General features: G+C 63.5%; 23 protein-coding genes. 5 read left to right on the top strand and 18 right to left on the bottom strand.

The genetic code is table 11. The annotated features are described in order from the left end of the window. The 4 genes from NKI97_RS16235 to NKI97_RS16220 all read right to left on the bottom strand — a co-directional run. On the bottom strand, positions 1-395 hold a 395-nt coding region (locus NKI97_RS16235), incomplete at its 3' end, for an IS110 family transposase (protein WP_352835292.1). A 195-nt stretch (positions 396-590) separates the two neighbouring features. After that, a complete protein-coding gene (locus NKI97_RS16230) occupies positions 591-1172 on the bottom strand; it encodes an RNA polymerase sigma factor (protein WP_352743550.1) in 582 nt (193 codons plus the stop codon). Positions 1173-1182: 10 nt separating this feature from the next. Next, on the bottom strand, positions 1183-1722 hold the full coding sequence (locus tag NKI97_RS16225; RefSeq protein WP_352743548.1) for a dihydrofolate reductase family protein: 540 nt from the start codon (positions 1720-1722) through the stop codon (positions 1183-1185). 139 nt (positions 1723-1861) lie between these two features. After that, entirely contained in the window at positions 1862-2401 is a 540-nt protein-coding gene (locus NKI97_RS16220; protein WP_352452390.1) for an Lrp/AsnC family transcriptional regulator, read from the bottom strand. A gap of 48 nt (positions 2402-2449) precedes the next feature. On the opposite strand from NKI97_RS16220, the gene NKI97_RS16215 reads away from it, so the two are divergent. Continuing rightward, entirely contained in the window at positions 2450-3631 is a 1182-nt protein-coding gene (locus NKI97_RS16215) for an MFS transporter (RefSeq protein ID WP_352743545.1), read from the top strand. 49 nt (positions 3632-3680) lie between these two features. After that, positions 3681-4109, top strand: coding sequence for a GNAT family N-acetyltransferase (locus tag NKI97_RS16210; RefSeq protein ID WP_352743543.1), 429 nt, complete (start codon positions 3681-3683; stop codon positions 4107-4109). On the opposite strand, the gene NKI97_RS16205 is transcribed toward NKI97_RS16210, so the two are convergent. The 9 genes from NKI97_RS16205 to murA all read right to left on the bottom strand — a co-directional run bounded on the left by NKI97_RS16205 (position 4110) and on the right by murA (position 14768). Beyond that, entirely contained in the window at positions 4110-5240 is a 1131-nt protein-coding gene (locus NKI97_RS16205; protein WP_352746030.1) for an anhydro-N-acetylmuramic acid kinase, read from the bottom strand. Between the two features lie 5 nt (positions 5241-5245). Next, positions 5246-6247, bottom strand: a complete 1002-nt coding sequence (locus NKI97_RS16200; RefSeq protein ID WP_352746032.1) for a serine hydrolase domain-containing protein — start codon at positions 6245-6247, stop codon at positions 5246-5248. A gap of 69 nt (positions 6248-6316) precedes the next feature. Next, a complete protein-coding gene (locus NKI97_RS16195) occupies positions 6317-8065 on the bottom strand; it encodes an ABC transporter ATP-binding protein (RefSeq protein ID WP_352746035.1) in 1749 nt (582 codons plus the stop codon). Beyond that, a complete protein-coding gene (locus tag NKI97_RS16190; RefSeq protein WP_352746037.1) occupies positions 8062-8901 on the bottom strand; it encodes an ABC transporter permease in 840 nt (279 codons plus the stop codon). Before NKI97_RS16190 ends, NKI97_RS16195 begins: the two co-directional genes overlap by 4 nt. Further along, positions 8901-9860, bottom strand: a complete 960-nt coding sequence (locus tag NKI97_RS16185; RefSeq protein WP_352452397.1) for an ABC transporter permease — start codon at positions 9858-9860, stop codon at positions 8901-8903. The genes NKI97_RS16190 and NKI97_RS16185 overlap by 1 nt, the downstream gene beginning before the upstream one ends. A 34-nt stretch (positions 9861-9894) precedes the next feature. After that, entirely contained in the window at positions 9895-11415 is a 1521-nt protein-coding gene (locus NKI97_RS16180) for an ABC transporter substrate-binding protein (protein ID WP_352746042.1), read from the bottom strand. A gap of 99 nt (positions 11416-11514) precedes the next feature. After that, positions 11515-12438, bottom strand: coding sequence for an N-acetylmuramic acid 6-phosphate etherase (gene murQ, locus NKI97_RS16175; protein ID WP_352569444.1), 924 nt, complete (start codon positions 12436-12438; stop codon positions 11515-11517). Positions 12439-12624: 186 nt separating this feature from the next. After that, positions 12625-13515: a glucosamine kinase nucleotide-binding domain-containing protein gene (locus NKI97_RS16170; RefSeq protein WP_352746045.1), complete on the bottom strand. Its 891-nt coding sequence runs from the start codon at positions 13513-13515 to the stop codon at positions 12625-12627. Then, entirely contained in the window at positions 13512-14768 is a 1257-nt protein-coding gene (gene murA, locus NKI97_RS16165) for a UDP-N-acetylglucosamine 1-carboxyvinyltransferase (RefSeq protein ID WP_352835286.1), read from the bottom strand. Before murA ends, NKI97_RS16170 begins: the two co-directional genes overlap by 4 nt. 186 nt (positions 14769-14954) lie before the next feature. On the opposite strand from murA, the gene NKI97_RS16160 reads away from it, so the two are divergent. From NKI97_RS16160 to NKI97_RS16150, 3 genes are all read left to right on the top strand, one after another. Continuing rightward, a complete protein-coding gene (locus NKI97_RS16160; RefSeq protein WP_352746051.1) occupies positions 14955-15803 on the top strand; it encodes a MurR/RpiR family transcriptional regulator in 849 nt (282 codons plus the stop codon). 238 nt (positions 15804-16041) lie between these two features. Then, positions 16042-17151, top strand: a complete 1110-nt coding sequence (locus NKI97_RS16155; protein ID WP_352835283.1) for a carbohydrate kinase — start codon at positions 16042-16044, stop codon at positions 17149-17151. A 12-nt stretch (positions 17152-17163) separates the two neighbouring features. Continuing rightward, positions 17164-18093 carry a pseudouridine-5'-phosphate glycosidase gene (locus NKI97_RS16150; RefSeq protein ID WP_023676041.1) on the top strand — a complete coding sequence of 310 codons (930 nt, stop codon included), beginning with the start codon at positions 17164-17166 and terminating at the stop codon, positions 18091-18093. 35 nt (positions 18094-18128) lie between these two features. On the opposite strand, the gene NKI97_RS16145 is transcribed toward NKI97_RS16150, so the two are convergent. Genes NKI97_RS16145 through NKI97_RS16125 form a run of 5 tightly spaced genes read right to left on the bottom strand, consistent with a single transcriptional unit; the run spans position 18129 to position 24301 of the window. Continuing rightward, positions 18129-19529: an FAD-binding oxidoreductase gene (locus NKI97_RS16145; protein ID WP_502907105.1), complete on the bottom strand. Its 1401-nt coding sequence runs from the start codon at positions 19527-19529 to the stop codon at positions 18129-18131. Between the two features lie 5 nt (positions 19530-19534). Beyond that, a complete protein-coding gene (locus tag NKI97_RS16140; RefSeq protein WP_352701817.1) occupies positions 19535-19666 on the bottom strand; it encodes a hypothetical protein in 132 nt (43 codons plus the stop codon). 46 nt (positions 19667-19712) lie between these two features. After that, complete coding sequence (locus tag NKI97_RS16135) at positions 19713-20966, bottom strand: VWA domain-containing protein (RefSeq protein ID WP_352835281.1); 1254 nt, start codon at positions 20964-20966, stop codon at positions 19713-19715. Next, complete coding sequence (locus tag NKI97_RS16130; protein WP_352835279.1) at positions 20959-23217, bottom strand: DUF5682 family protein; 2259 nt, start codon at positions 23215-23217, stop codon at positions 20959-20961. The genes NKI97_RS16135 and NKI97_RS16130 overlap by 8 nt, the downstream gene beginning before the upstream one ends. Before the next feature lie 4 nt (positions 23218-23221). Beyond that, a complete protein-coding gene (locus tag NKI97_RS16125; protein WP_023676037.1) occupies positions 23222-24301 on the bottom strand; it encodes an ATP-binding protein in 1080 nt (359 codons plus the stop codon). Positions 24302-24307 lie beyond the last annotated feature (6 nt).

The raw sequence follows: 24307 nt of genomic DNA, 5'->3' as shown, positions 1-24307 counted from the left end.
TGCAGGTCCTTGAGGTCATTGAGGATCGGGCTGCGCACCGGTCGTGCTTCGAGGTCGAGAAGAGCGCCCATGCGCGCCAGCATGGCGGCGTCCAGCCGGTCGGTCTTGGCGATCCTGCCGGTGGCCTCGGCGAAGCGCCGGGCTTGGCGTGGGTTGACCTTGACCAGCGCAAGGCCAGCCGCCGCCAGCTTCCGCTCAAAGGCCCGGTGATATGGACCTGTCGGCTCATAGACGATGCGTACGCCGGGCGGGTCCAACCGGCTCGGGCTCAACCAGCTCATGAACGCCTTGTGGCCGCGGCTGTCGTTGGCAAAACGCCGGCTCGCGCCGTCGCTCAGCCTGTGGGCGTCGAGATGGTCTTTCGAAATGTCGATCCCGATGGTATCGTTGGTCATCTTTCACTTGTCCTGTGCTTGTCGTTCGGAGCCGAACTCCGGGTATCCGTTCAGGCCTCAAGGGAAAGACGAGGGCGATCCGACTCTAGCTCGACCCGTCAAACGGTCAGCAATTCCACCGATCCGACCCTCGCCGCTGAGGGAGGGCGGCTACCCTCTCTCAGCGTTCCTTTCTGACCCATTCGGCAGCGAAAGTCATAAGACAAGCAATTCCAGAAGTTCCGGATCGCTTTGGCACTCCGAACGCACGATCGACTCGCCCGACAAGGCAGCCAATTTAGAGCGGCCTCGGTTCAACGCAGCTTTGACGCCGCCCACGGTCGAGCCGACGAGATCGGCAATCTCTTCCAGCGAATAGTCGAAGACATCCTTGAGCAGGACGCAGGCGCGCTCCTTGGGCGGCAGGTGGGTCACCAGCCGCTCGATGGCGCGATCCGCGCCCTGGCCCGCCGGCTCGACCGGCAGGACGATCTCGTCGTCGGCGAAATTGGCCTCCGCATGCCGACGCACCTGCCGGCTTCGCAGGAAATCGATGCAGCGATTATGCGCAATGCGAAACAGCCAGGGGCGAAGAGCACTCGCATCGTCCAGCTTCTCGATCTTCCGATAGGCCTCGAACAGCGCCTCTTGCATCACGTCTTCGGCGTCGAGCGTTGAACCGGTCATGCGTGCACAGTAGCGGTGCAGCCGTCCACGCAAATGCGCGACTGTCTCCAGAAAACCGGCGTAGCGGACGTCGAAAAGCCCGGTCGGGTCAAGTCCTGGCTGCATCTTCATGGCATACGGATCATAGCGGGACATAGGTCAGCGTAATGACCCCGTTCTTGAAACGGTGCGTATCTATAAGCTCCAGCTTGACCAGGGACGGGTCGACATCCTGGAAAGCGCGTTTGCCAGGGCCGACGCGGGTCGGCACGATCGAGAGCTGATACTCGTCGACAAGCCTGTTGGCGAGCAGCGTCTGGTCGAGATTGCTCACTCCATACTTCAATATGTTGCCGCCGGCCTGCTGCTTGATCCTGGTGATTTCGGCAGCGACGTCGCCTTCGATCAGCGATGCGTTCCAGCTCACTGCCTTGAGCCTGCGCGACGCGACGAGCTTCTTCAGCCCGTTCATGCGGTCCATGTACTTGCTGCCTTTGACCTGCGGCCAACGCGCCGAAAACATTTCGTAGGTGACGCGGCCGAGCAGGAAAAAATCCGCCTCGCCGGCCTTTTCATAGGAGTGTTCCTTCATCTCCTCGTCGAAGAACGGTGACGCCCATTCCATTGGTGCTTCGATGACGCCGTCCAGCGAAATGAAGCTGCCCACGATCAATTTTCTCATCGCGTGTCTCCGGTTGCGCAACAGGCATCCCGTCGGATCCAAGAACCGGCGCAAACGAACCGGCCGGACGGATGACCACAGGATGCAGTGCCTGAGACGTTTCCGGTTCGACTTTGGATACGCGTGAGAATCGTTTGAGCTAATAAAGCGGCTTGGCCATGTGCCGGGGGGTCGGCCATTCCGTCGTTATCCCCGGCTGCACCGGCCGCTCGAGATAGGTCGACAGGACCACATAGCTTCGGGTCGAGGTGACGCCGGGTGTTTCGTAGAGGCGCGACAGCAGGCCCTCGAGCGCCCGCGTGTCCTCGGTGCGGACCTTGATCAGCATGCATGTGTCGCCGGCCACCGAATGGATCTCCTCGACTTCGGGGTGTTCGGAGATTGCCATCAGCTCCGGCGTCTTTCCCCACCCCTTTGTGTCGATATGGACGAAGGCAAGCAGCGGCTTGTGCACCGCCTTGGGATCGATGATGACCGCGGTGTTGCGGATGGCGCCGCTGCGCCGGAGGCGCTTGACGCGTTCATGGGCTGCCGGCGGTGAAAGGCCGACACGGTCGCCGAGCTCGGCATAGCTGATCGTGGCGTCGTCGACCAGAACGCCTAATATTTTTCGGTCGGTTGCATCGATATCGCGGGCGGCGGGCCTGTTCTGCGGAATGCCATCTGTTTCTTCATCCATATTAAAATTCCCGATTGATGCAGAATTTAATACGGCCATTATTGCCATATGTCGAACACTGATCAAGTCGCCACATTCGCAGCGGCCCCCAAGCCGCCAATCCCGGCACTCGCTTACCTGCTGACGGGGTGCATTGCCGTGATCGGCTCGAACTCGCTGGTGCTCAGTCCGATCGCGCCGGCGGTGGCCGCGTCCTTCGGCACAATCGTGCCGGCGGTTATGATCGCGTCGGCCGCGTTCGGGCTCGGGACGTCGGCAAGCGCCTTGTTCCTGGCGCGCTATATCGATCGGTTTGGCGCCCGCCGCATGCTGCAAGGGGCGTTGCTGCTGCTGGCGATAGCGCTCGTCGCCAGCGCCGCTGCGCCGACCGTGACGGCGCTGGTCGCGGCTCAGCTTCTCGCCGGCATCGCTGCAGGTGTCGCCATGCCGGCAATCTATGCCAGCTCCGCCGCGATTGCGCCGCCCGGTCGTGAAAGCGGCACCATAGGCGTCGTGCTGACCGGCTGGACGCTGAGCATGGTCGCCGGCGTTTCGCTGTCGGCCGTACTTGCCGATCTGGTACATTGGCGCGCCGTTTTCGCGGCGGTCGCGGTGCTCGCAGCAGTCGCATTGGCCAGCCTGTCTCTGACGTCGCTCAGCGATGTCAGGAGGAGCGGCCCGGCGCCGACGCCACTGGGCGCCTTGAGCGTTCCGGGCATCGTGCCGCTTCTGGTTGCCTGCGCCGCCTTCATGACCGCGTTCTACGGTGTCTATGGCTATCTTGGCGATCACCTTCACAACGGCTTGGGACGGCCGGTCAGTGCCAATGGGCTTGCCGCGCTCGCCTATGGCGCCGGCTTTGGCACGGCGGCACTTCTTGACGGCGTTATCGACCGCTTAGGCGCGCGGCGTGTCATGCCATTTGCCTATCTGCTTGTCGCGGTCGTCTATGTAGTGATTGCCGCGGCAAGCAGTAGTTTTCATCTGACCGTAGCGGTGATAGCCGTCTGGGGCCTTGCCAATCATTTCGGGCTGAACGTCCTGGTGATGCGCCTGTCGGCGCTCGACCCTGCGCGTCGCGGCACGATCATGGGTTTGAACAGCGCGGTGACCTATCTTGCGGTGTTCGTCGGCACCACGGCGTTCGGACCGCTCTATTCCACGTTCGGTTTTGCAGCATCGGCGGTGATTGCAGCTTTGCTCGTGCTAATCGCTGCTGCGGCAGCGGCGTGGCGTTCGCCGAAGCTATAGCGCAGCAAGGCTTGCGTCTCGGTCCCGTCCTTCGATAGATGCTTGGCGGATGAACAATACAACGCTTGAGACAACCGCCGATCCCTCGCCGCACGAGTTGGCTTTTCTTGGAGAGCGGCTTACGGCGTTCAACGACGGTGATGTCGGTGCCTCCGGCAGGAAGACACTGGCCGTGTTCGTGCGCGATGAGCACGGCGCTATTGTCGCCGGCATCTCGGGATACACCGCCTGGGGCTGGCTCTATGTGCAATGGCTCTGGGTCGATGAAAAACTGCGCGGTCACCGCATGGCCGGCAGGATGCTCGAGGCGGCCGAGAGGGAGGCGATCGCGCGCGACTGTCACGGCGCCTGGATCGACACGTTCAATCCCAGGGCCGCCAAGGCCTATGAACGCCAGGGCTATCTGCCCTTCGGCGTGCTTGCCGATTTCCCCATTGGCCGCAGCCGCATCTTCCTGCAGAAGAAATTGTTGGCTTAGTTAGCTGGCAAGGCGTCCGCCGCGCATCGGCTGGGGCACGCCGGTCGTACTGGGGAAGCTGATCGGCAAGCCTCTGAGCACGCGCACTGCCAGGAATGCAAAACACTCCGCCTCCACCGCATCGCCCTTCCAGCCAAGCGCCTCGGCCGGAACCGCTTCGACGCCAGCGCGGCTGGCAAGCATGGCCATGATCGTTGGGTTGTGTCGACCGCCACCGCTGACCACCAGCCGCTTCGGCCGGCGCGGCAGAAGATCGAGCGCCTTGCCGACGGCGGCCGCGGTGAAGGCCGTCAGCAGGGCTGCGCCATCCTCGGCGTTCATTCCGTCCGCCATCGAGGCGCCGAAATCGAAACGGTCCAGCGATTTCGGGTAGGGTTTGGTCAAATACGGATGCTGCAGGAGCTTGGCCAGCCGTGCCTCGTCGACCGTGCCGGCGCGGGCAAGGGCGCCGTCGCGGTCCATTTCGCCGAGCCCCTTCGATTTGATGAAATCGTTCAGCGGTGCGTTGGCGGGCCCGGTGTCGAAGGCAACAACATTGTCCGTGCCGTCCCACCAGGTGATGTTGGCGACGCCGCCGAGATTGAGCACCGCCGTGTCGCCGGTGGCGTCCGCTTCGCGCAGCAGCGCGGCGTGATAGGCGGCCGACAGCGGCGCGCCCTGGCCGCCGGCGCGCATGTCGGCCGAGCGGAAGTCATAGGCGACCCTGGCGCCAAGGATGGCATGCATCAGCTCGCCGTCGCCAAGCTGGCGGGTCTGGCCCAGTCGGCCCACTTGCGGGGCACGGTGCAGCACGGTCTGGCCGTGGAAGCCGACGACCCCTATATCGGCCATCGTCAGCCCGTGGCTTTCGACCAGATCCTTGACCGCCGCGGACTGGGCGCGCGTCAGCGCTTCCTCTGCCTCGTGGAAGATTGCCGGTTCCGGCCCTGTGAAATTCCAGCTCCTTGCCTGCCGCAGCGTCTCTTCCAGCAAGGTCCGGATCGACTGCGGGTAGGGGGCCAGCGTGTAGATGCCGAAGTCGTCAATCCGTTCGCCGTCGGTCTTGATCAGCGCGACATCGATATTGCCGTCCAGCACGGTGCCGGTCATCAGGCCGACGGCCCACATGGGTTCGCCATTTTTCGGATTCATGGTTGTCAGGCTCCGTTGACGAGATCGCCGACCGCTTGGCGAAGCGCTGCGATCCCGCTGTTGAAATGACGTGTCGGATGGATCCGGTTGGTGAGCAAGCTCCAGGCTCTGCCTTTGTCGAAGTCGACCCAAAGCCCGGTGCCGGTAAAGCCGGTATGCCCGATGGTTTCGGGGCTGCATAACCGGCCGCCGGACCAGCCTTCGTAGGGTCGCTCCCAGCCATGGGTGCGGGTTGCCGACAAGGGCGTGCGCATTAGCGCGATCGAACGCTGCGACGCGCCGGTCCCGTCCAGCAGCCCTTGCGCAAAGTCGAGGACCGAAGCCGCCGTTCCGAACAGGCCGGCGTGACCGGCACCTTGCAAGGCCGAGCAATTGTCGTCGTGGACTTCGCCGCAGAGCACGCGATGGCGCCATGTGCAGTCTTCGGTCGCCGCCGCTTGATCCGGTTCGGCGGAGAACGCGAAGCCCGGACGGGGATCTATGTCGCGAATGGTCTTGCCAGACAGGCGCTCCAGGACGAAGCCGAGCAGGATGAAGTTGATATCGGAATAGACCGGCTCGCCAGCCTGCCATTCGCGCTGCAGGATGAAGGCGCGCAGCAGCTCGGGGTCACGCCCATAGGTGTAGATTGGCGCGACGGCGGGAAACGGTGTCTGATGGCCGAGACACTGGCGAAACGTTACGTTCCGTTCCCAGGCCTTTTCGTCATATTGGCGAAGGTCGGACAGGACGGAAATCAGCGGCGCGTCGAGGTCGATGACGCCTTCTTCCGCCAGTGCCAGGATACGCGACGTGGTGAAGATGACTTTGGTCAGGGATGCCAGGTCGAACCATGTCCCGACATGCATCGGCCGTATCTTGGGCACGACTTGGGCTGAGCCGATTGCCCGGACGATGCGTTCGCCGTCCCCGTCAACTATGCCGAGCACGCCGCCCGGAATGCGCGATGCGGCCACGGCCGCTTCGAGCGGGGCGAATGCGCGGGAGAAGAAATCATGGTCGATCAACTACGCCTCCGTTTGGAAGGCAGCGATGGGGCTGTCCCTCCGGCCTTTCATATCCTTGGGCGACAATCATCACGCTTCCACCCGTGCTCTATGATCCGGCCCGAATTGCTGCCAATTAGCCGGGCCCGGCTCAAACCCCAGCGGACGCACGAGCGAGGGGACCTGGCGCGTGTCCAGCTCGAAACGTTCATGCCGCCGGTCTATAGTAGGAACGGCCGCGATAAGCTGTTTGGTATAGGAGTGCTTCGGCTCCGAGAGCACCGATCTGGCATCGCCGATCTCGACAATCTGGCCGGCATAGATGACCGCGATGCGATGGGCGATCCGCTCGACGACAGCCATGTCATGCGAGATGAACAGATAGGCCAGCCCGAATTCACGCTGCAGCTCGATCAAAAGCTTCAACACCCTGGCCTGCACCGACACATCGAGCGCCGAAACCGCTTCGTCGAGGACGACAACCGAAGGATTGAGCATCAGCGCGCGAGCGATGCACAGGCGTTGCCGCTGGCCGCCGGAGAATTCGTGCGGATAGCGCTGCAGGCTGTTTTCCGGAAGGCCGACGCGTTTCAGCAGCGCAGCCATTTTCGCCCGCGTTTCAGCAGTTATCCGTCCGCCGGTAGCGATCACCGGCTCCGCGAGGAGGTTTTCGACGGTGAGTCTGGGATTAAGCGAGCCATAGGGATTCTGGAACACCATCTGCACGGGAAGGGCGCTCTGCCCGGCGGCGGCCTTGCGCACGCTGGCCGAGATTGTGCCGCGCGTCGAGCGCACCAGCCCCAGAATCGCGCGGGCGGTGGTGGACTTTCCGGAACCGCTCTCGCCGACGACCGCCAATGTCTCGCCCGGCATTAGCTCGAAATCCACACCGTCCACCGCGTGCACGGCACCACTGGCGCGGCTGAAAAACCCACCCTTGACCGGAAATCGCACTACGAGGCCATCGACCTTCAGCGCCGGCTCGGCAGCTTTTTGCGTTTCGCGTTTCGCGTCCCTGCGTGTCGCGCTGCCGCCGGCGAAATGCGGAACCGCATGTAGTAGATGCCGCGTATAGGGATGCTGCGGATCGTCCAATATCGGGTTCAATGCGCCCTGCTCGACAGCTTCTCCGCCTTGCATCACCATCACCTTGTCGGCGATGCCTGCAACCAGACCGATGTCGTGGGTGATGAAGATCATCGACATCCCGGTTTCCTGCTTCAACTCGGCGAGCAGCGCCATGATCTGCGCCTGCACCGTAACATCCAGCGCCGTCGTTGGCTCGTCGGCAATGAGCAGGCGCGGGTTGCACGCAATCGCCATGGCGATCATCACCCGCTGCAGCATGCCGCCCGACAGCTGGTTGGGCGTGTATTTCAGCCGCCTCGCTGCGTCGGGAATACGGACGCGGTCGAGCGCGTCCTTGGCTGCCGCCGTTGCTTGTCGTCCGGTCAGGCCGCGATGCAGGCGAAACGATTCCTCGATCTGCCAGCCAATGGTCAGCACCGGATTGAGCGAGGTCATCGGCTCCTGGAAGATCATGCCGATTTCGCCCCCGCGGATCTTCGTCAATTGCGGCTCGGCTGCGGCTGTCAGGTCGAAGGTGCTGCCGTCGGCCCGCCTCAGCTTGATCGACCCGCCGGTGATGCGGCCGCCGCCATAATCGACAAGGCGATTGATCGACAGCGCCGTAACCGATTTGCCCGAGCCGCTTTCGCCGACGATGGCCAGCGTTTCGCCGTCGGCGAGATCGAAGCTGACGCCGCGCACGACCTCATTGGCTTGCGGGTTGCGGCCGAAGCCGACGCGCAATCCGCTGACGGACAGCAGCGGGATCATGCGATCGATCTCCGCATCTTCGGGTCGAGGACATCGCGCAACGCATCGCCGAGCAGGTTGAAACCGAGGATGCCGATCATGATCGCCACGCCCGGGAAGATCATCAGCCAGGGAGCTGTCTCCATCAGATTGCGGCTGTCGCTCAGCATCAGGCCGAGCGACGCGGCGGGCGGCTGCGTGCCGAGCCCGAGGAAGCTTAAGCCGGCTTCGGTCAGCAGTGCCCAGGCCAGCGCCAGCGTCAGCTGAACCGTCAGCGGCGCCACCAGATTGAGCAGCAGATGCCGTGTTACGATATAGCCCGCACTGCTGCCGAACGTGCGGGCCGCGTCGACGAACTCGCGCGCCTTGAGCGACAGAGCCGGACCTCGCACGACGCGCGTGAAGATCGGTGTGTAGACGATGGCGATGGCAATGACGCTGGTCGAGGTTCCCGGTCCCGCAACCGCGACGATCAACAGCGCCAGCAGGATCGCCGGGAACGCCAGCACAACGTCCATGATGCGCATCACCAGGCCGTCCCAGCGGCGCCCGAACCAGGCTGCCGCCAGCCCGAGCACGGTGCCGGCCAGTGTCGCGACGGCGACCGAAAAGAAGGCCACGATGAAGGACTGGCCGATCCCGGTCATCAGCCGACTTGCGACATCGCGGCCGAACAGGTCCGTGCCCATCCAGTAGGTGCCGTCAGGCGCATGCAGTCGCTCGACCCGGTGCTGCGTCAGCGGATTGTGCGGCGTCAGCCCCAGCATGCCAAGCACGGCAAGCAGCAGATAAAGCGCAACGATCGCACCGCCGATGCGGCCGCTGGGATGCGCAAATATAGCCCGCAATGTCGCCATCAGTGCTCGCTTAGCCGGATACGCGGGTCGAGCGCGACATAGGCAAGGTCGACGAGGAGATTGACGATCATGAAGTTGAAGGCGATGAACAGCACGCTCCCCTGCACCAGCGCGTAGTCGCGCTGCAGGATGGCATCCAGCACCATGCGGCCGAGACCGGGCAGCGCATAAATCTGCTCGACGATGACAGCTCCGCCCAGGAGGTAGCCGAACTCTATGCCGCTCAGCGTCACGACCGGGATGAGCGCGTTGGGCAAGGCATGCCGCCAGATGACGCCGCGCGCCGAAACGCCCTTGCTGCGCGCCGTCCTGACATAGTCGTCGCTGAGCACATCGAGCATCGCCGAACGCGATATGCGGGTCACCGAAGCCGCGAAGGCAAATCCAAGCGTGACCGCAGGCAGCAACAGCTGGCCGAGATTGCGCAGCGGATCCTGCCACAGCGGCGAAAACTCGCCCATCGCCGGCAAAACGCCAAACCCCGCCGACAGTGTGTAGATGATCAGCAGGGCAAGGACGAAGTTCGGCGTCGACTGCCCGATCATTGCGACAACGCGCACGCCGAGGTCGGACAGCTTTTCGTTATGGGTGGCGGCAAAGATCCCCGCCGGCATACCGACAAGCAGGGCGATGACCATCGACAGCAGGGCGAGTTCCAACGTTAGCGGGAAACGCTCGAGGATGACGTCGAGCACCGGCCTGCCATAGGTGGACGAAATGCCGAGATTACCTTGGAAAAGACCAAGCAGCCAGCGCCAGTATTGGATGAACCAGGGCTGGTCGATGCCGAAATAAGCTGCAAGCGCATCGCGCTGCTGCGGCGTCAGCAGGCCGGCTTCGGTCCCCAGCATTGCCGTGATCGAATCGCCCGGAACCATCCGGATCGCCAGGAACACCACGATGGACACGCCAAGCAGGACGAGAGGGAAGGTCGCCAGTCGCCGCATCAGATAGTTCACGCGAAGAATATCCTCTCGTCCGGCATCAAAGCAGCTACTGGATCGTCACCTTGGCGAGGCTGAACAGCGAGCCTGTCGGCACCGGTTCGAATCCTGCGATATTCTTCTGCTGTGCCGTGTAGCTGTAGGACGTGTAGAGCCAGATCCAGGGCGACATCTCAGTGATGTGCTTCTCGAAGTCGGCGAAGATCGCTTTGCGCGCTGCCGGGTCGGTCTCGGTGCGGCCCTTCTGCATAAGACTGTCCAGCGTGTCGTCGATATAGTTCGCCACCTTCTGCAGATTGCCCGTCTTGGTCCAGTAGCGGTTGTACATAGTGTAGGGATCGGCCCTGCCGCCGTTCAGCGCGACGGCCATGTCGAAATCGCCCTTCAGCCAGGCGTCGACATAGACGTTGAGCTCCATCATCTTGATGTCGAGCTTGACGCCGATTTCTGCGAGTTGCGACTGGATGACCTGGGCTTCCGCCGCTGCCGTCGGCGGCTCGCCGGTGGCGCCGATCACGGTCGCCGAAAAGCCGTCGGCATAGCCGGCTTCGGCCATCAACTGCTTGGCCTTCTCAATGTCGCGCTTATAGCAGAACAACTGCTTCGGATCGGTCGCCAGTGCCGGGATGGTCAGCGGGCCGGTGACCTTGCCTTCGCCGAGCGAGGCGGTGTCCAGCACTTCCTGCCGGTCGATGGCGCAGGAAATCGCCTGACGCACCTTGAGTTCGGTCATCGGCTTGCGGGAGGGATTGAGCTGCAGCACGTGATAGGCAAGCACCGGCACACGGTTCAACTGCAGGCTGGCTTCCTTGGGCACCAGCGTGGCGACAAGCGGATCGTTGAGCAGGGCAAAATCGATCTGCTTGGTGCGCATCGCCGCCAGGATCGCCGTCTCGTCCGGCAGCACGCTGATTTCGATGCCGTCGACGCCGGTCGCGCCGTCTGCCCAGTCCTTGTTGGCGACAAGCACTTCCTTGGAATTCGGATCCCATTTTTCGAGCTTGAACGGACCCGAGCCGATCGCTGTCGTGCCGATCGAGCCGGCCGCGATTTCGCTTGCCGGGACGATCGCGGCATTGACGTCGCTCATCGCCGTCAGGATCGGCACGTCCGGCTGCGAGAGGTGGAACACGACGGTGGCGGGATCGGGCGTGTCGATGCTGGCGATCGAGAGAAAGTTGGCGCGCGCCGCAGCACCCGTCTTCTCGTCGAGTATGCGCTCGAACGATGCCTTGACGTCGGCCGAGGTCACGGCGGCGCCGTTCTGGAATTTTGCTTTCGGATTGAGCTTGAAGCTCAGCTCCTTGCCGTCCGGCGAGAACTGCCATGAATCGGCAATCGCGGGCGTGATTTGCAGGTTTGCGTCGAGCCGCACCAGCGGTTCGTAGATCAGCTCCAGCAGCCGCAGTGAGGAGAATGCCGTCTGCTTGTGCGGATCAAGACCGGTGGCGTCCTGCGACCACGCCATATGCAGCGTCGCCGCACTCGCCTGCACCGGTAGCGCGGCGATGCCAACCATTGCCGCGAGCGTCATGCCGGAAAGCAGTTTCTTGCCAATGTGCCGTACCATTGTCGTCTCCCATTATTGTTAAACCAGATGCCTTGCAGTTCCCCGGACCGCTTCAAAGGGACACACGCCCCGGAACATCGGCCCAGTATCCATGCGGTCTTACACCGTCTTTTCGCCTATCGCCTTGCGCAGGAAACCTCCCGCGTTGGCAAGCGCCTTACGTGCTTCTTCGACACCCATGCCGGTGATCGTCACCAGGATTGCCAGTTTTACATCATTGCCGGTCTGGTCGAGTGCCTGTCGTGCCTGCTGTGCCGCGCAGCCGGTCGTCTGCATCACGATCCTAACCGCCCTTGCGACAAGCTTCTTGTTGCTTGGATTGAGGTCAACCATCAGGTTCTGATAGCTCTTGCCGATGCGGATCATGCTGGCGGTAGACAGCATATTGAGCACCAGCTTTTGCGCGGTTCCCGATTTCAGCCGGGTCGAGCCGGTGAGGACCTCCGGGCCAACCACCGGAGAGATGCCAATATCGGCAATGCCGGCAATGGTCGATCGAGGATTGCAGGACAACGCCACGGTGGTGGCTCCCACTTCCTTGGCGTAGGTCAGGCCACCGATCACATAAGGTGTGCGTCCGCTGACAGCGATGCCGACCACCACGTCGCCAGCGGTCAGCTTGATGTCCTGCAGCGCCTTTATTCCCTGTTTCGGATCGTCCTCGGCGCCTTCCGCAGAGTGCATCAGCGCGTCGACGCCGCCGGCGATCAGGCCCACCACCATGTCCTCGGGTACGCCGAAGGTCGGCGGACATTCCGAGGCGTCGAGGACGCCGAGCCGGCCGCTGGTGCCAGCCCCCATATAGACAAGGCGTGCACCGTTCTGGAACGCGCTCACGATCCGGTCCACGGCCGCAGCAATATCGGGGATGACCTTCTCGACGGCTGCCGCAACGCCTTTGTCCTCGTCATTGATCTTGCGCAGCACCTCGAGGGTCGGCAACAGATCGATGTCCATGGTTTTCGGGTTCCGGTCCTCGGAAACCAGCCGCTCCAGCTCCGACATCAACCCTTGTTCGACCACTTCGCTTACTTTCAAGTGCGACTGCGAGCAGGACTGTGATGCCCGCGGCAAGCGGCGTCCAGTGCCTGCACCTGGCCGTCGGCTCCGTACCGGCCTGCGCCGGTTCTGTTTCGTTAACTTTTTAGAATTCGATATTCCCTCTGTCAACGGAAAGTAGGAATATTATATTCCTTGCCGAGCAAGGCATCACTGGCGGCAGACGGATTTTCTGGCCAGGATTATGGCTCCCGAAACCGCATCGCCGTCGGCCGGCTTCAGCCGTCGGCGGACGTCGGGAGCGAGCCATGGCTCAAGCGGGCTGGACAACCCTCCGAGCAGCGTAACCCGCGGCGCGCCTTTTTCGAACAGCACCCGCACGAAGGTGTCGATCTGCTCGGCAGCGCCTTGCACGATCCGCCGACCGGCCGGATCGCCCTGGTCGGCATGGCGGATCACCATCGGCGCTAGGGCGGCATAGTCCGTCGCACTGGCGCGGTCCATCCAGGCCACCGCCTCGAACGGATCGTCCTTGAAGCGCTGCATCACCTCGGCCAGCAGCGCCGTCCGCTCATGCCGGCCGTCATGGGCTCGCAAGGCGAACTGCACTGCCTTCAGTCCGAGATCGGCGCCGCTGCCCTCGTCGGAAATCGGAAAACCGTAGCCGCCGACGCGCAGGTCGCGCCCTTCGACAAAGCCGAGCCCGATCGAACCGGTCCCGGCTATGACGATGGCGCCGTCCTGGCCGGAATGCGCGCCAAGGCAAGCCGCGACGCCGTCGCTGACGAAGTCGATGCTCGCAAAGGGTTGTTCGATGGCATGAAACGCCTCGAGCGCACCCTTACGGCCGATGCCGGCAACACCGATACCCGCGCGGATCCTGGCGATTTCCGCCGCCGCGAACCCTGCCTCTTCGATCGCCGTGCCAAAGGCTTTGACAATCGAGGCCCAGGCCACCTCTATACCGAGTCGCGTTGTCGCCGGGCCCGACAGGCCTTGCCCGAGCACGGTTCCTGCCTCGTCTTCGATACGCGCCCGGCAGCCGGTTCCGCCGCCATCGACGCCCAGGAAATAATGCGGAGACGCCCCACCGGCACTCATTGCCTTATTCGTTCGATCTGGGCGCCGCACAGCCGGAGCTTGCGGTCCAACTGCTCGTACCCGCGGTCGAGATGATAGACGCGATTGATCGTCGTCTCGCCCTCCGACACCAACGCTGCCAGCACCAGCGAGACGGAGGCGCGCAGGTCGGTCGCCATCACTTGCGCGCCCTTCAGCTTCTCGCCTCCGCGCACCAGCGCCATCGTGCCTTGCAGCTTGATATTGGCGCCGAGCCGCATCAGTTCAGGCACATGCATGAAGCGGTTCTCGAAGATCGTCTCGCGCAACAGCGAAGCGCCCTCGGCACAGCACATCAACGCCATGAACTGCGCCTGGAGATCGGTCGGAAAGCCCGGATAGGGCTCCGTCGTCACGTCGACCGCCTTGAGCGGCCCGTCTCTCGATACGATCAGCCCGCGGTCGCCCGGCCATATTTTCACACCGGCTACTTCGAGCAGCTGGACGACGGATGCCATGTGCTCGAGCCGCGCGTGGGTCAGCTCGAGCTGACCGCCGGTGATGGCCGCTGCGACGGCATAGGTGCCGGCCTCTATCCGGTCCGGGATGATGTCGTGCGTGGCGGCGCGCCAGTCTGTGCCGCCCCCGATCAGGATGCGGTGCGTGCCGGCGCCCTCGATCCGCGCGCCCATGTCGTTCAGGCAGGCGGCAAGATCGGCCACCTCCGGCTCGCGGGCCGCGTTGAGGATCTCGGTCTCGCCGTTTGCCGTCGTCGCCGCCATCATCGCCGTTTCGGTCGCGCCGACCGACGGCGAGCTCAAAACGATGCGCGCGCCTTTCAGTCCGCCCGGCGCAGACGCGACGATCAGTCCGTTTTCGATCGCGATATCGGCGCCAAGTGCGGCAAGTGCGGCGACATGCATGTCGACCGGCCGTGCGCCGATCGCGCAGCCGCCAGGCAGCGAGACCCGGGCATGGCCGAAGCGGGCAAGCAGTGGACCGAGAACCAGCACCGTCGCGCGCATGCGCCTGACGGTATCGTAGCTTGTCTCCCTGGAAGCGGCAGCACTGGTATCGATTGTGGCGGCATGCGCCGATCTGGTGACTTCGGCCCCATGAAGGCCGACGACGCCAAGCATGTTGTCGACATCCGTCACCTCAGGCAGGTTGGTCAGCTGCAGCGGATAGGGGCTGAGCAACGCCGCCGCTATTTGCGGCAAGGCCGCGTTCTTGGCGCCGGAGATCGTCACCGCGCCCTCAAGCCTGTGCCCGCCGACGATCCGCAATTTGTCCATGGCTCTGACCTAATCCCGAGCTGTCGGCGAGTCTACGATCTTTCATGTCCGAATCGTCGACATGCCCGAAGGCTGGGCCGCAACCGCACCAGTCGAGATTTGATGGTTCATTCTTGGCTGTCAATCAGAGACGGAATAATTTATTCCTTGGCTTGGCATTGTCGATGACAGGCAATGGAGGAACGCATGTCCGTCCTGAAGAAGATCGAGGCCAAGCTCGAAGTCATGGCGCCCGGCGACCGCGAGATCGGTCGGTATATCGTCGATAATCCCGACCAGATGCTCCGCCTGTCGACGGCGGCGCTTGCCGCCGAGATCGGCCGCAGCCAGTCGAGCGTCGTCAAGTTCAGCCAGAAGCTCGGCTATTCCAGCTATCAGGAGCTTAAGCTAGCCGTCAGTGAGGCCAAGTCGCAGGAATGGCACGTGCCGGCCGGCATGATCCACGGTTCGATCGAGGTCGGCGACAGCTATCTGGTCATCCTGCGCAAGCTGATCGGCAGCAAGCTTTTGTCGATGCAGCAGACCGTCGCGGCCAACACCGAGCAGGAAATCGGCAAGGCCCTCGAAGCGTTGAACGGTGCGCGCCGCATTCATTTGGCCGGCGTCGGCGCATCCTCGCTGGTGGCGCGCGATTTTTCCTACAAGCTGATGAAGCTCGGCCGCAACGTGCTGCACGACAGCGACAGCCATGTGCAAATGGCCAATGTCTCGACGCTTGGACGAGGTGACGTGCTGTTCGCGCTCTCCTATTCCGGGGCGAGCATCGAAACCCTGCGGATAGCTGAACTTGCCCGCAAACGTGGCACCACCGTGATCTCCGTCACCGGACTTCGCGACAATCCGCTGAGCCGGGTTGCCGACATTCGCCTCCACACGATCGCCGATGAAGAGCGCGCGCGCTCTTCATCGATAACTGCGCGTGATGCACAACTGACGCTGACGGACCTGCTGTTCATCCTGCTCGTGCAGAAGCAGCCTGACGCCAACGAATACGTCCACAACAGCGAATTGGCCGTCTCGGTGCTGAAGGCTTAGCGCTCTTCGCCGTCTCGCGTTAAGGCCTCAGTTCCTCCCTGGCGCTGCACGCCGACAAGAGCAACTTTCGTCCTCCTGAAATGGCTTTCTTCAATGTGCTCACCCGCTTTCTTCGTCCGGCTGGCAGAGAGTCGCGGGAGCGCCGATTGGTCAAATGCCGCCGGTCGAAACAAATGTTGACAATGTCATCTGTTGTTGCGAAAGCGTTCAGCCTCGAATTTGACGGCCGGGTGAGACAATGGACGACCTTGGAGCACAGGAACAAGCGGTTCTCGATCTCATTGCGGCGAACCCATTCGCCGGCCAGCAGGACATAGCAACGGTGCTCGGCATCGCCCGCTCGACGGTCGCGGCCCACATCGTGCAACTCGTCAACAAGGGATACATTCTCGGCCGTGGTTACGTCTTGCCGACGTCCAAGCGCATGGTCTGCGTCGGCGGCGCGGTGCTCGACCGCAAATACCACGCCAAGAAGGATCTGATTTTCGAGACGTCGAACCCGGTCGACGGCTATCGCAGCTTCGGCGGGGTTGCCCGCAACGTCGCCGAAAACCTTGCCCGCCTCGGCGTCGACATAAGCTTCGTCTCGATCGTCGGAGACGATGAAACCGGCCGCTCACTGGTGCGGCATCTGCGCGACCTCGGCGCCGATGTCAGCCAGGTCATCACCACAACGGAACGGCCGACGGCGGAATACGCGGCCATCCTCGACCGCAACAACGACCTCGTGCTCGGCATTGCCGACATGGAGATCTTCGATCTGTTTTCGTCGTTCTATCTCGACCGCTTCTGGCCGCATCTGGCTTCGGCGACATGGGTGTTCATTGACTGCAATCTGCCGGCCGCGACCCTCGCAGCACTGATGTCGCGCAAGCAGGGTACGCGCTTCAAGCTCGCAGTCGACACGGTATCGGCGCCGAAATCAGCGCGCCTGCCGAAGGACCTGACCGGCATCGATCTTCTGTTCGCCAATCATGACGAGGCCAATACGATGCTCGGCATGACGGATGCCGACAGGCGGCTGACGCCGGAGGAAGCAGCGGCAGCGCTGCGCGCGGCCGGCGCCGGCGAGGTGATCGTGACCGTGGGCGCGCATGGATTTGCCGTTGCGACCGAGAGCGGTGTGACGACCATGCACTCCGTCCCGGCGCAGCCCGTCGATATCACCGGCGCCGGTGACGCGATGATCGCCGGCACACTGTACAAGGTGCTTTCGGGTGAGCCGGTCGCTCATGCCGTGCGCACCGGCGCGCTGCTTGCCACACTGACCACCGAGAGCGAATCCAGCGTCCATCCCGATCTGTCGCCGCGCTTCCTTGCCGCCGGCACGTACCGCATTCCTGCCTGAAAGCGAGATGATATGAAACCTTTCCTTGTCCACCTGAACGATGAAGTCGCTGCTGCGCTTGATGAAGGCCGCGCGGTGGTGGCATTAGAATCAACGATTATCACCCACGGCATGCCATATCCGGCCAATCTGGAAACTGCCCGTGGTGTCGAGACCGTAGTGCGTGAAAACGGCGCCGTGCCCGCCACGATCGCAGTGGTCGCCGGCAAGATCAAGGTTGGCCTCGACGACCGTGAACTGGAAGAGCTGGCAGCGGCAAAGGGCGTGGTCAAGGCTTCCGGGCGCGATCTCGCCGCCATCATGGTGCGCGGCGGCTCGGCCGGAACCACCGTCTCGGCGACGATGCGGATCGCCGCTTTAGCCGGGATCGGCATTTTTGCGACCGGCGGCGTCGGCGGCGTGCATCGCGGCGCCGAAGCCACTTTCGATATCTCCGCCGACCTGACCGAACTCGGCCAAACCGGCACGACCGTCGTCTGCGCCGGAGTTAAGTCGATCCTCGATATTGCGAAGACGCTGGAATATCTGGAAACTCAGCGCGTGCCGGTGATCGCCTATGGGAGCGATGATTTTCCGGCTTTCTACACCCGCTCCAGCGGGCTCAAGGCCGATCATCGCCTCGACACGCCCGACGAGATCGCGCGAGCCATGCTGCTGCATGACGAGATGGAATCCGGCACCGGCATTCTCGTCGCCAACCCTATCCCCGAAGCGGACGCGCTCGATCCGGCGTTCATCGACGGCACGATCGCAGCGGCCGTGGCTGAGGCCGAGAAGCGCGGCATCGGGCGCAAAGAACTAACGCCGTTTCTGCTCGCACGCATCAATGAGCTTTCGCAAGGCCGCAGCCTGAAGGCCAACATCGCGCTGGTCCGCAACAACGCCGCGCTTGCTGCCCGCATTGCAGTGGCGCATGCGGAATTGAAGAGCGCGACCAGATAGAGACAGCATCCGGCCAGCGCTACCGGCCTTCGATTTCAGCCCGGCGCCAGGTCGAAGATGCGCCCGGCATTGAGGATGTTGTTCGGGTCGAAGGCTGCTTTCAGGCGGCGCATGGCCGCGATCTCGGCGTCGCTGCGCACAAGGTGCAGCCATTCCTTCTTGTCGAGGCCGATGCCATGTTCGGCCGAAACGCCACCGCCGGCGGTGGCAACACCGCGGTACACGATGCCGTATGCGGCCGCCGGATTCGCGGTGCGGACCTGATAATGCAGATTGCCATCGCCGAGATGGCCGAAGACGTAGATGTCGGCGCTAGGGTCGACGGCCCTGATGGCGGCTTCTGTTTCGCCCAGGAAAGTCGCCATTCTCGCCAGCGGGATGCTGATATCGACACCGATCAGGCCTGCCATCGAAAACAGGAAACGGTTGGCCTCCTCCCGCACCGCCCAGAGCGCCCGGAATTCGCGCGGCGATTGCGAGACGACCACGTCGTCGATCACGCCATCTTCAACCGCCTGCATCAGCACCGCGGCAAAACGTTCGCCGTCGCGGTCGGGCTCGCTGCCCTGTATCTCGGCAAGCACATAGACGGGCGAGCCGGCGGGCAGCGGCGCCGGCGCCTCCATGCCGGCGATCATGGCGCCATAGAGCGGTGCGAAATTCACCTCATAGGCCGATAGCAAGGGCCCGAGCTTCCGCCTGAGCAGCGCAAGCAACGTGATCGCCGCGTCCAGCGAAGCAAGCGCGCAGAAGGCATTGATCTCGGTGGCCGGCTTCGGATGCAGCCGCAGGCATGCGCGCGTGACCACGCCGAGCGTGCCTTCGCTGCCGATGAACAATTGGCTGAGGTCGTAGCCGGAGTTGTCCTTCGCCAAACCCTTGAGCGAGGTCAGAATACTGCCGTCGGCAAGCACCGCTTCCAGCCCAAGCACCTGCGCCCGGTACATGCCGTAGCGCAGCACACGGATGCCGCCGGCATTGGTGGCGACATTGCCACCGACGGTGGCCGTGCCGCGCGCTCCGATGTCGACGCCGAACAGCAAGCCGGCCGCATCGGCGGCTTCCTGCACCGCTTGCAGCGGCGCGCCGGCCTCGGCGATGATGGTCGCCGCCTCGCGGTCGAGGGCTTCAACGGAAGTCATGCGCTCCAGCGACAGCACAGCTTCGCCGGGTTGGATGCGAGCGCCGCCGGCAAGCCCGGTCCGGCCACCCTGGATCACAAGCCTCTGCCCCGCCTCATTGCACAGGCGCAGTATGTCCGACACCTCGCCGGCAGTGCGCGGTCGCAGCACGACCTCCGGCCGCGCACCGGTCTTGCCGTCGGGGTCTTCCCTGTAACGCGGCCCGGCCTCATCTGCCGAGACGATCGCCGGCCGATCCAGCCGACCCTCAAGTCGCGACAGAAGCTCGGCGGTTCGTGAGGAGAGGGCGCTCACGGATGCTATTGGCGCGCAGATATCGATGCAGCGCACGCGAAGACCGGCGAGGATTGCAGGCGCGGCTTGACGCGAATTTCGCTGGAAAGAAAACATGCGGAAAACCCGCCAAAAATGCAGTCGGTTGCTGTCGCCATGCACCGCTCCTGTAACAGGTCGACCATAGGCGCGGACCGCGTTTTGTCAAACTGTGGCAGTTGGTGGGTGGCTCGACACCTGCGCTTCGGCGCGGACCAGCTTGATATCGGCGGTCGCCGCCCATGCTCCGATATCCGCACGGCGCAAGGCCGCAGCCATCATGTCCGGAAACAGATCCGGCGTGCAGGCGAAGACGGGAATACCAAGGGCTGCTACCGAGCCTGCCATTGTGGGATCGTAGCCGGGCCGGCCTTGATCGGTCAGCGCCAGAAGCACGACGACATTTACGCCGGATCGAACCAGCGCTGCCAGTCGCCGCAGCAGGTCCTGGCCATTACCGCCTTCATAGAGATCGGTGATCAGCACCAGATGCGACTTGGTGGGCCGTTCGATACGGTCGGCGCAATAGGCGACCGCCTGATTGATGTCCGTGCCGCCGCCAAGCTGCACGCCGAACAGCACCTCGACGGGATCGCTGAGCTCTTCGGTCAGGTCGACGATCGCCGTATCGAAGCAGACAAGCTTCGTGCGCACAACCGGCAGCGAGGCCATCACCGCCGCGAAGATCGAGGCGTAGACCACCGAGCTTGCCATCGAGCCGGACTGGTCGACGCAGAGAACGACCTCATGCAGATCGACAAGCCGGCGCTGCTTGCGCATGAAGCCGACCAGTTTCTCCGGCACGATGGTCCTATGCTCGGGTTGATAGTGGCGAAGGTTCGCCGAAATAGTGCGCTGCCAGTCGATATCGCGTGCACGCGGGCGGTTGGTGCGTCTCGATCGATCGAGAGCGCCGCGTATCGCCTCGGCGGTCTTCTGCTCCAGCTTCTGCATCAGCTTGCCGACGATATCGGCAATGATCGTCCGGGCAATGTCCTTGGTCTTGGCCGGCATGACCGAGCGCAGCGAAATCAGGTCGGCGACGAGATTGACGTCCGCCTCGATCGCCTTGAGGAATTCCGGTTCCATCAGCATCTGCTTCAGGTCCAGCCGTTCGAAGGCGTCCTTCTGGACGATCTGGACGACCTGCGCCGGAAAGAAGGAGCGGATGTCGCTCATCCATTGTGCAACGCGCGGCGCCGACCGGCCAAGGCCGCCACGCCGCTTGCGTGGGTCGGCAGAAGCGGCGCTAACGCCGTCGCCGTAGAGAGCGTCGAGTGCCGCCGAAAGCCGTTTATCGTCGCTGGAAAGTGCCCCAGACGTTTCGTCATCGGCGCCGATCGCCAGTCGCCAGCGGCGCTCCCTTCCGCCATCGGAAGTGAGCGGGCCGGGTTCGTTCATTTCGGCCTCGTCATCCATTGCCGGTTTCTCCGTTGAGCAACGGTCCAAGCAGCCCCAGGTGCCGGCGCCATGCCTCGCCGCCATCCGGCGTCGGCGTCACGCCAGCCGGCAAGCGCGCCGCGCGGCCGAGGACCGCTTCGATCAGCCGGCGGCGTTCCATGCTGTCCAGATTGGAAAAGACACGGCGCAGCAGCGGTAGATGCGCAATGAAAGCATCTTCGTCCAGGGATCTGAGCCACCCATCGACCGCACCGCGCAGACCCTCGTCATAAATCAGCCGTTGACCGGCTGTGCTGAAGAAGCCTTCGAAGAACCCGGCCGCGTCAGTGACAGGCGTCCCCGGTGACAGGCGTCGCCCGAGCAGCCCGGCAGCGACTTCGGCGGACAGGCGACCAGCTTCATACAGCAGGTGTGCGGCGCACCCGGCCAGCAGCGCCGTCGACCGTGACGCCTCCAGTACGGCCGCCAGCCCGTTGCGCCATCCGTCCAGCACGTCTTGGCCGGGTTCGACCAGCCTGATCGCCTCATCGGCCTTGCGCATCGCACCAACCAGTGTCGCGGCGGCCTGCTCATCCAGATCGCGCGCAGCGTAGGGAAGCGCGATCGCACCTTCGACGATCAGCCGCTCCATGAGGCCGGACAGCCGGTCCGTTTGCGTTTTGCGGGCCTCGCCGTAGCGGACAATGTCGGCGAGCGGCGGCACCGACGCCAGGATCTCCAGGCATTCACTGCTGCGCGCCGCGCGTGCCTCCAACGCCGTGAGGCCGGCAGTCGATGCTTCCGACAGGCCTGCAGTGATGGCGCTCTGGACCAGTGCCGCAAGCGTATCGAGCGTCGCCGCCGTTTCGATCATCTGGATCAGGCGGCCATTGGCAGCCTTTTCGATGGTCGGCCCGTAGATCAGGTTCTCGACCAGACGAACGGCATATTCCGGTTCCCACGCTAGGGTCCACCGCTCGCGGAAGGTGCCACGGCTGCGACCGGCATCGGTCAGTCTGCCCCAATGCACACCAAGCACGTGCAGCCGATGCAGCAATGTCGAGCGAAACAGCCCGCTCTCGCTTCGCAGGTCGACCGACAGTTCCCGCTCCAGCGCCTCGGATTTTAGGCGCGCCGCCTTTTGGCTACGCTGCAGATCCTCGATCAGCGGCGCCAGCGGTGTGTCGGGCGGAATTTCGCCGACGTCCGAACCCAGAAGCAGCTCGGCCTCAACCAACCTCCACAGCAACGCTTCGCCGTTGAAGAGGGCGGCGATCGCGGCGTCGCGCAATTCCTCAAATCCGGGTTTCGGTCGTTCGCGAATCGCGGCAAGCGTCCGGGCGAGCCGCTCCGCTTCGATCAACGAAGCGGTCGAGATCAGGTGACCCTTCGCCCGCAGCACGGCGGCGATCGTCGCAAGCCACAGGGTCGCCGCATCGCGCCGGCCGCGCGTGCGCCAGAGATGCTTGCACCAGCCCGGTGCGACGACGCCTGCGCCATAGCCGTATCCCAGCGCCAGGCGCGGTCCCGTCCACGGTGCCCATGTCATTGTGCTCTTGCGCCGGGCAATTTCCTTGATCAGGACCTGATCGTTTTTCTGAGTGTGGGTGGCCTGCAGCGCCGGCACATGCCATGCCCCGCAGACGACGGCGATCGGTCCGTCGAACTGCTTACGCGCCTTGGCGATTTCGAGCCGCATATGCGCCTCGCGCTTGGCTTCGAACTGCGCGATCGGACCCTCACCATTCCGCAGTGTCGTCATCGCATCGGCGATGGCCGCAAATATGGGGCCGGGTTCCGGATTCTGTTCAATGATATCCGACCACCAGCTTTCGCCGTCCTCATAACCGGCGGCGTGTGCCAGCATGGCTATCGGATCACGCGGAAGCGGAGCCGCGTCACCATCCTCGGGGGCTTGGGTAGCTTCGGTCGCATCGGTTTCCTCCGCGCCACCGATCGCAGCAGTGGTGAACCGTGCCGATGACGGCAGGTCGATAAACTGCAACGTCGCCTTATTGCCCACAGCCCAAAGCGCCGCCTGGTATTCGGGCGAGAACTCGGCAAAAGGCCAGAAGCTTGTCGAAGCCGGATCGTCCTCCGGATAGCAAAGGAGCGCCACAGGCGGCTGCATTTCGGGGCGGGCCAGCATGGGCAGAAGCTCAGAGGCGTCGATCGGCCCCTCGATCAGCACGGCGACCGGGTTCAAATCCTGCAGTGCCTGCACCAGGCTGTCGGCGGAACCCGGCCCGTGATGGCGTATCCCGAAATAGGCAATGTCGCCGTGGCCCATGGCGTCAGATCGCTGCGTTCAGCGCCGCGTAATAGCCGGCATAGTCGGCCCGCTTCTTGAGCACTGTTTCCAGATATTCCTCCAGCACCACCTTGTCCTGCACCGGATCCTTCACGATCGCGCCGACAAGGCTGGCGGCGAGACCTTCGGCGCCGAGCTTGCCACTGTCGAACCACGCCGCCTGGCTGAGCCCGCCAACCATCGTGGCGATCGCTTCTGCGGTCGACAGCGAGCCGGAAGGCGTCTTCAGCGTCACCTTGCCGTCGGCAGTCGCGCCGGAGCGCAATTCGCGGAAGATGGTCAGCACACGGGCGATCTCCTCGCCGACATTTTTCGGCACCGGCAGGTCGAGTCCGCCAGCCATCTCGTCGACCCGTTTGGAGACGATCGCCACCTCTTCGGCCATGTCTTCCGGCAATGGCAGCACCACGACATTGAAGCGACGCTTGAGCGCCGAGGAGAGCTCGTTGACACCTTTGTCGCGGTTGTTTGCCGTGGCGATAATGTTGAAGCCGCGCTGGGCGTAGATCGAGGTGTTCAATTCCGGGATAGGCATCATCTTTTCGGAAAGCACGGTGATCAGCGTGTCCTGCACGTCTGAGCCCATGCGGGTCAGTTCCTCCAGCCGGCAGAGCTTGCCGTTCTGCATGGCTCGGTAGAGCGGCGTCGGCACCAACGCTTCCTGGCTCGGGCCCTTTGCCAGTAGCTGCGCATAGTTCCAGCCATAGCGGATCTGGTTCTCGTCGGTGCCGGCCGTGCACTGCACGATCAGCGTCGAGTCGCCCATAATGGCGGCGGCAAGATGTTCAGACACCCAGGACTTGGCGGTTCCGGGAACGCCGAGCAGCAAGAGTGCACGGTCCGTGGCGAGCGTCGCTACCGCGGTTTCCATCAACCGGCGGCGACCGACATATTTTGGCGTTACCAAGGTGCCGTCACCGGCCTTCCCGCCTAGCAAATAGGTCAGCACAGCCTGTGGCGACAGGCTCCAGCCGGCAGGCCTCTGCCGGTCGTCATCGCGCGCCAGCGCCTGCAATTCCGAAGCGTAGGCCTGCTCGACCGGGAGGCGGATGGCTGCGTTCATTTTGCT

Origin of the sequence: Mesorhizobium sp. M0296 (assembly GCF_040321675.1) — a bacterium.
Lineage (GTDB): Bacteria > Pseudomonadota > Alphaproteobacteria > Rhizobiales > Rhizobiaceae > Mesorhizobium.
The sequence above is the reverse complement of the archived record's forward strand: the minus strand, read 5'-3'. Positions and strand labels throughout refer to the sequence as shown.

What these genes read in the sequence shown, in the direction of transcription:
- NKI97_RS16230 (WP_352743550.1), bottom strand. Translation starts at nt 1,172, where the DNA reads ATGAAGATGCAGCCAGGACTTGACCCGACCGGGCTTTTCGACGTCCGC.
- NKI97_RS16225 (WP_352743548.1), bottom strand. Translation starts at nt 1,722, where the DNA reads ATGAGAAAATTGATCGTGGGCAGCTTCATTTCGCTGGACGGCGTCATC.
- NKI97_RS16220 (WP_352452390.1), bottom strand. Translation starts at nt 2,401, where the DNA reads ATGGATGAAGAAACAGATGGCATTCCGCAGAACAGGCCCGCCGCCCGC.
- NKI97_RS16215 (WP_352743545.1), top strand. Translation starts at nt 2,450, where the DNA reads ATGTCGAACACTGATCAAGTCGCCACATTCGCAGCGGCCCCCAAGCCG.
- NKI97_RS16210 (WP_352743543.1), top strand. Translation starts at nt 3,681, where the DNA reads ATGAACAATACAACGCTTGAGACAACCGCCGATCCCTCGCCGCACGAG.
- NKI97_RS16205 (WP_352746030.1), bottom strand. Translation starts at nt 5,240, where the DNA reads ATGAATCCGAAAAATGGCGAACCCATGTGGGCCGTCGGCCTGATGACC.
- NKI97_RS16195 (WP_352746035.1), bottom strand. Translation starts at nt 8,065, where the DNA reads ATGATCCCGCTGCTGTCCGTCAGCGGATTGCGCGTCGGCTTCGGCCGC.
- NKI97_RS16190 (WP_352746037.1), bottom strand. Translation starts at nt 8,901, where the DNA reads ATGGCGACATTGCGGGCTATATTTGCGCATCCCAGCGGCCGCATCGGC.
- NKI97_RS16180 (WP_352746042.1), bottom strand. Translation starts at nt 11,415, where the DNA reads ATGGTACGGCACATTGGCAAGAAACTGCTTTCCGGCATGACGCTCGCG.
- NKI97_RS16170 (WP_352746045.1), bottom strand. Translation starts at nt 13,515, where the DNA reads ATGAGTGCCGGTGGGGCGTCTCCGCATTATTTCCTGGGCGTCGATGGC.
- murA (WP_352835286.1), bottom strand. Translation starts at nt 14,768, where the DNA reads ATGGACAAATTGCGGATCGTCGGCGGGCACAGGCTTGAGGGCGCGGTG.
- NKI97_RS16160 (WP_352746051.1), top strand. Translation starts at nt 14,955, where the DNA reads ATGTCCGTCCTGAAGAAGATCGAGGCCAAGCTCGAAGTCATGGCGCCC.
- NKI97_RS16155 (WP_352835283.1), top strand. Translation starts at nt 16,042, where the DNA reads ATGGACGACCTTGGAGCACAGGAACAAGCGGTTCTCGATCTCATTGCG.
- NKI97_RS16150 (WP_023676041.1), top strand. Translation starts at nt 17,164, where the DNA reads ATGAAACCTTTCCTTGTCCACCTGAACGATGAAGTCGCTGCTGCGCTT.
- NKI97_RS16140 (WP_352701817.1), bottom strand. Translation starts at nt 19,666, where the DNA reads ATGGCGACAGCAACCGACTGCATTTTTGGCGGGTTTTCCGCATGTTTT.
- NKI97_RS16135 (WP_352835281.1), bottom strand. Translation starts at nt 20,966, where the DNA reads ATGGATGACGAGGCCGAAATGAACGAACCCGGCCCGCTCACTTCCGAT.
- NKI97_RS16130 (WP_352835279.1), bottom strand. Translation starts at nt 23,217, where the DNA reads ATGGGCCACGGCGACATTGCCTATTTCGGGATACGCCATCACGGGCCG.
- NKI97_RS16125 (WP_023676037.1), bottom strand. Translation starts at nt 24,301, where the DNA reads ATGAACGCAGCCATCCGCCTCCCGGTCGAGCAGGCCTACGCTTCGGAA.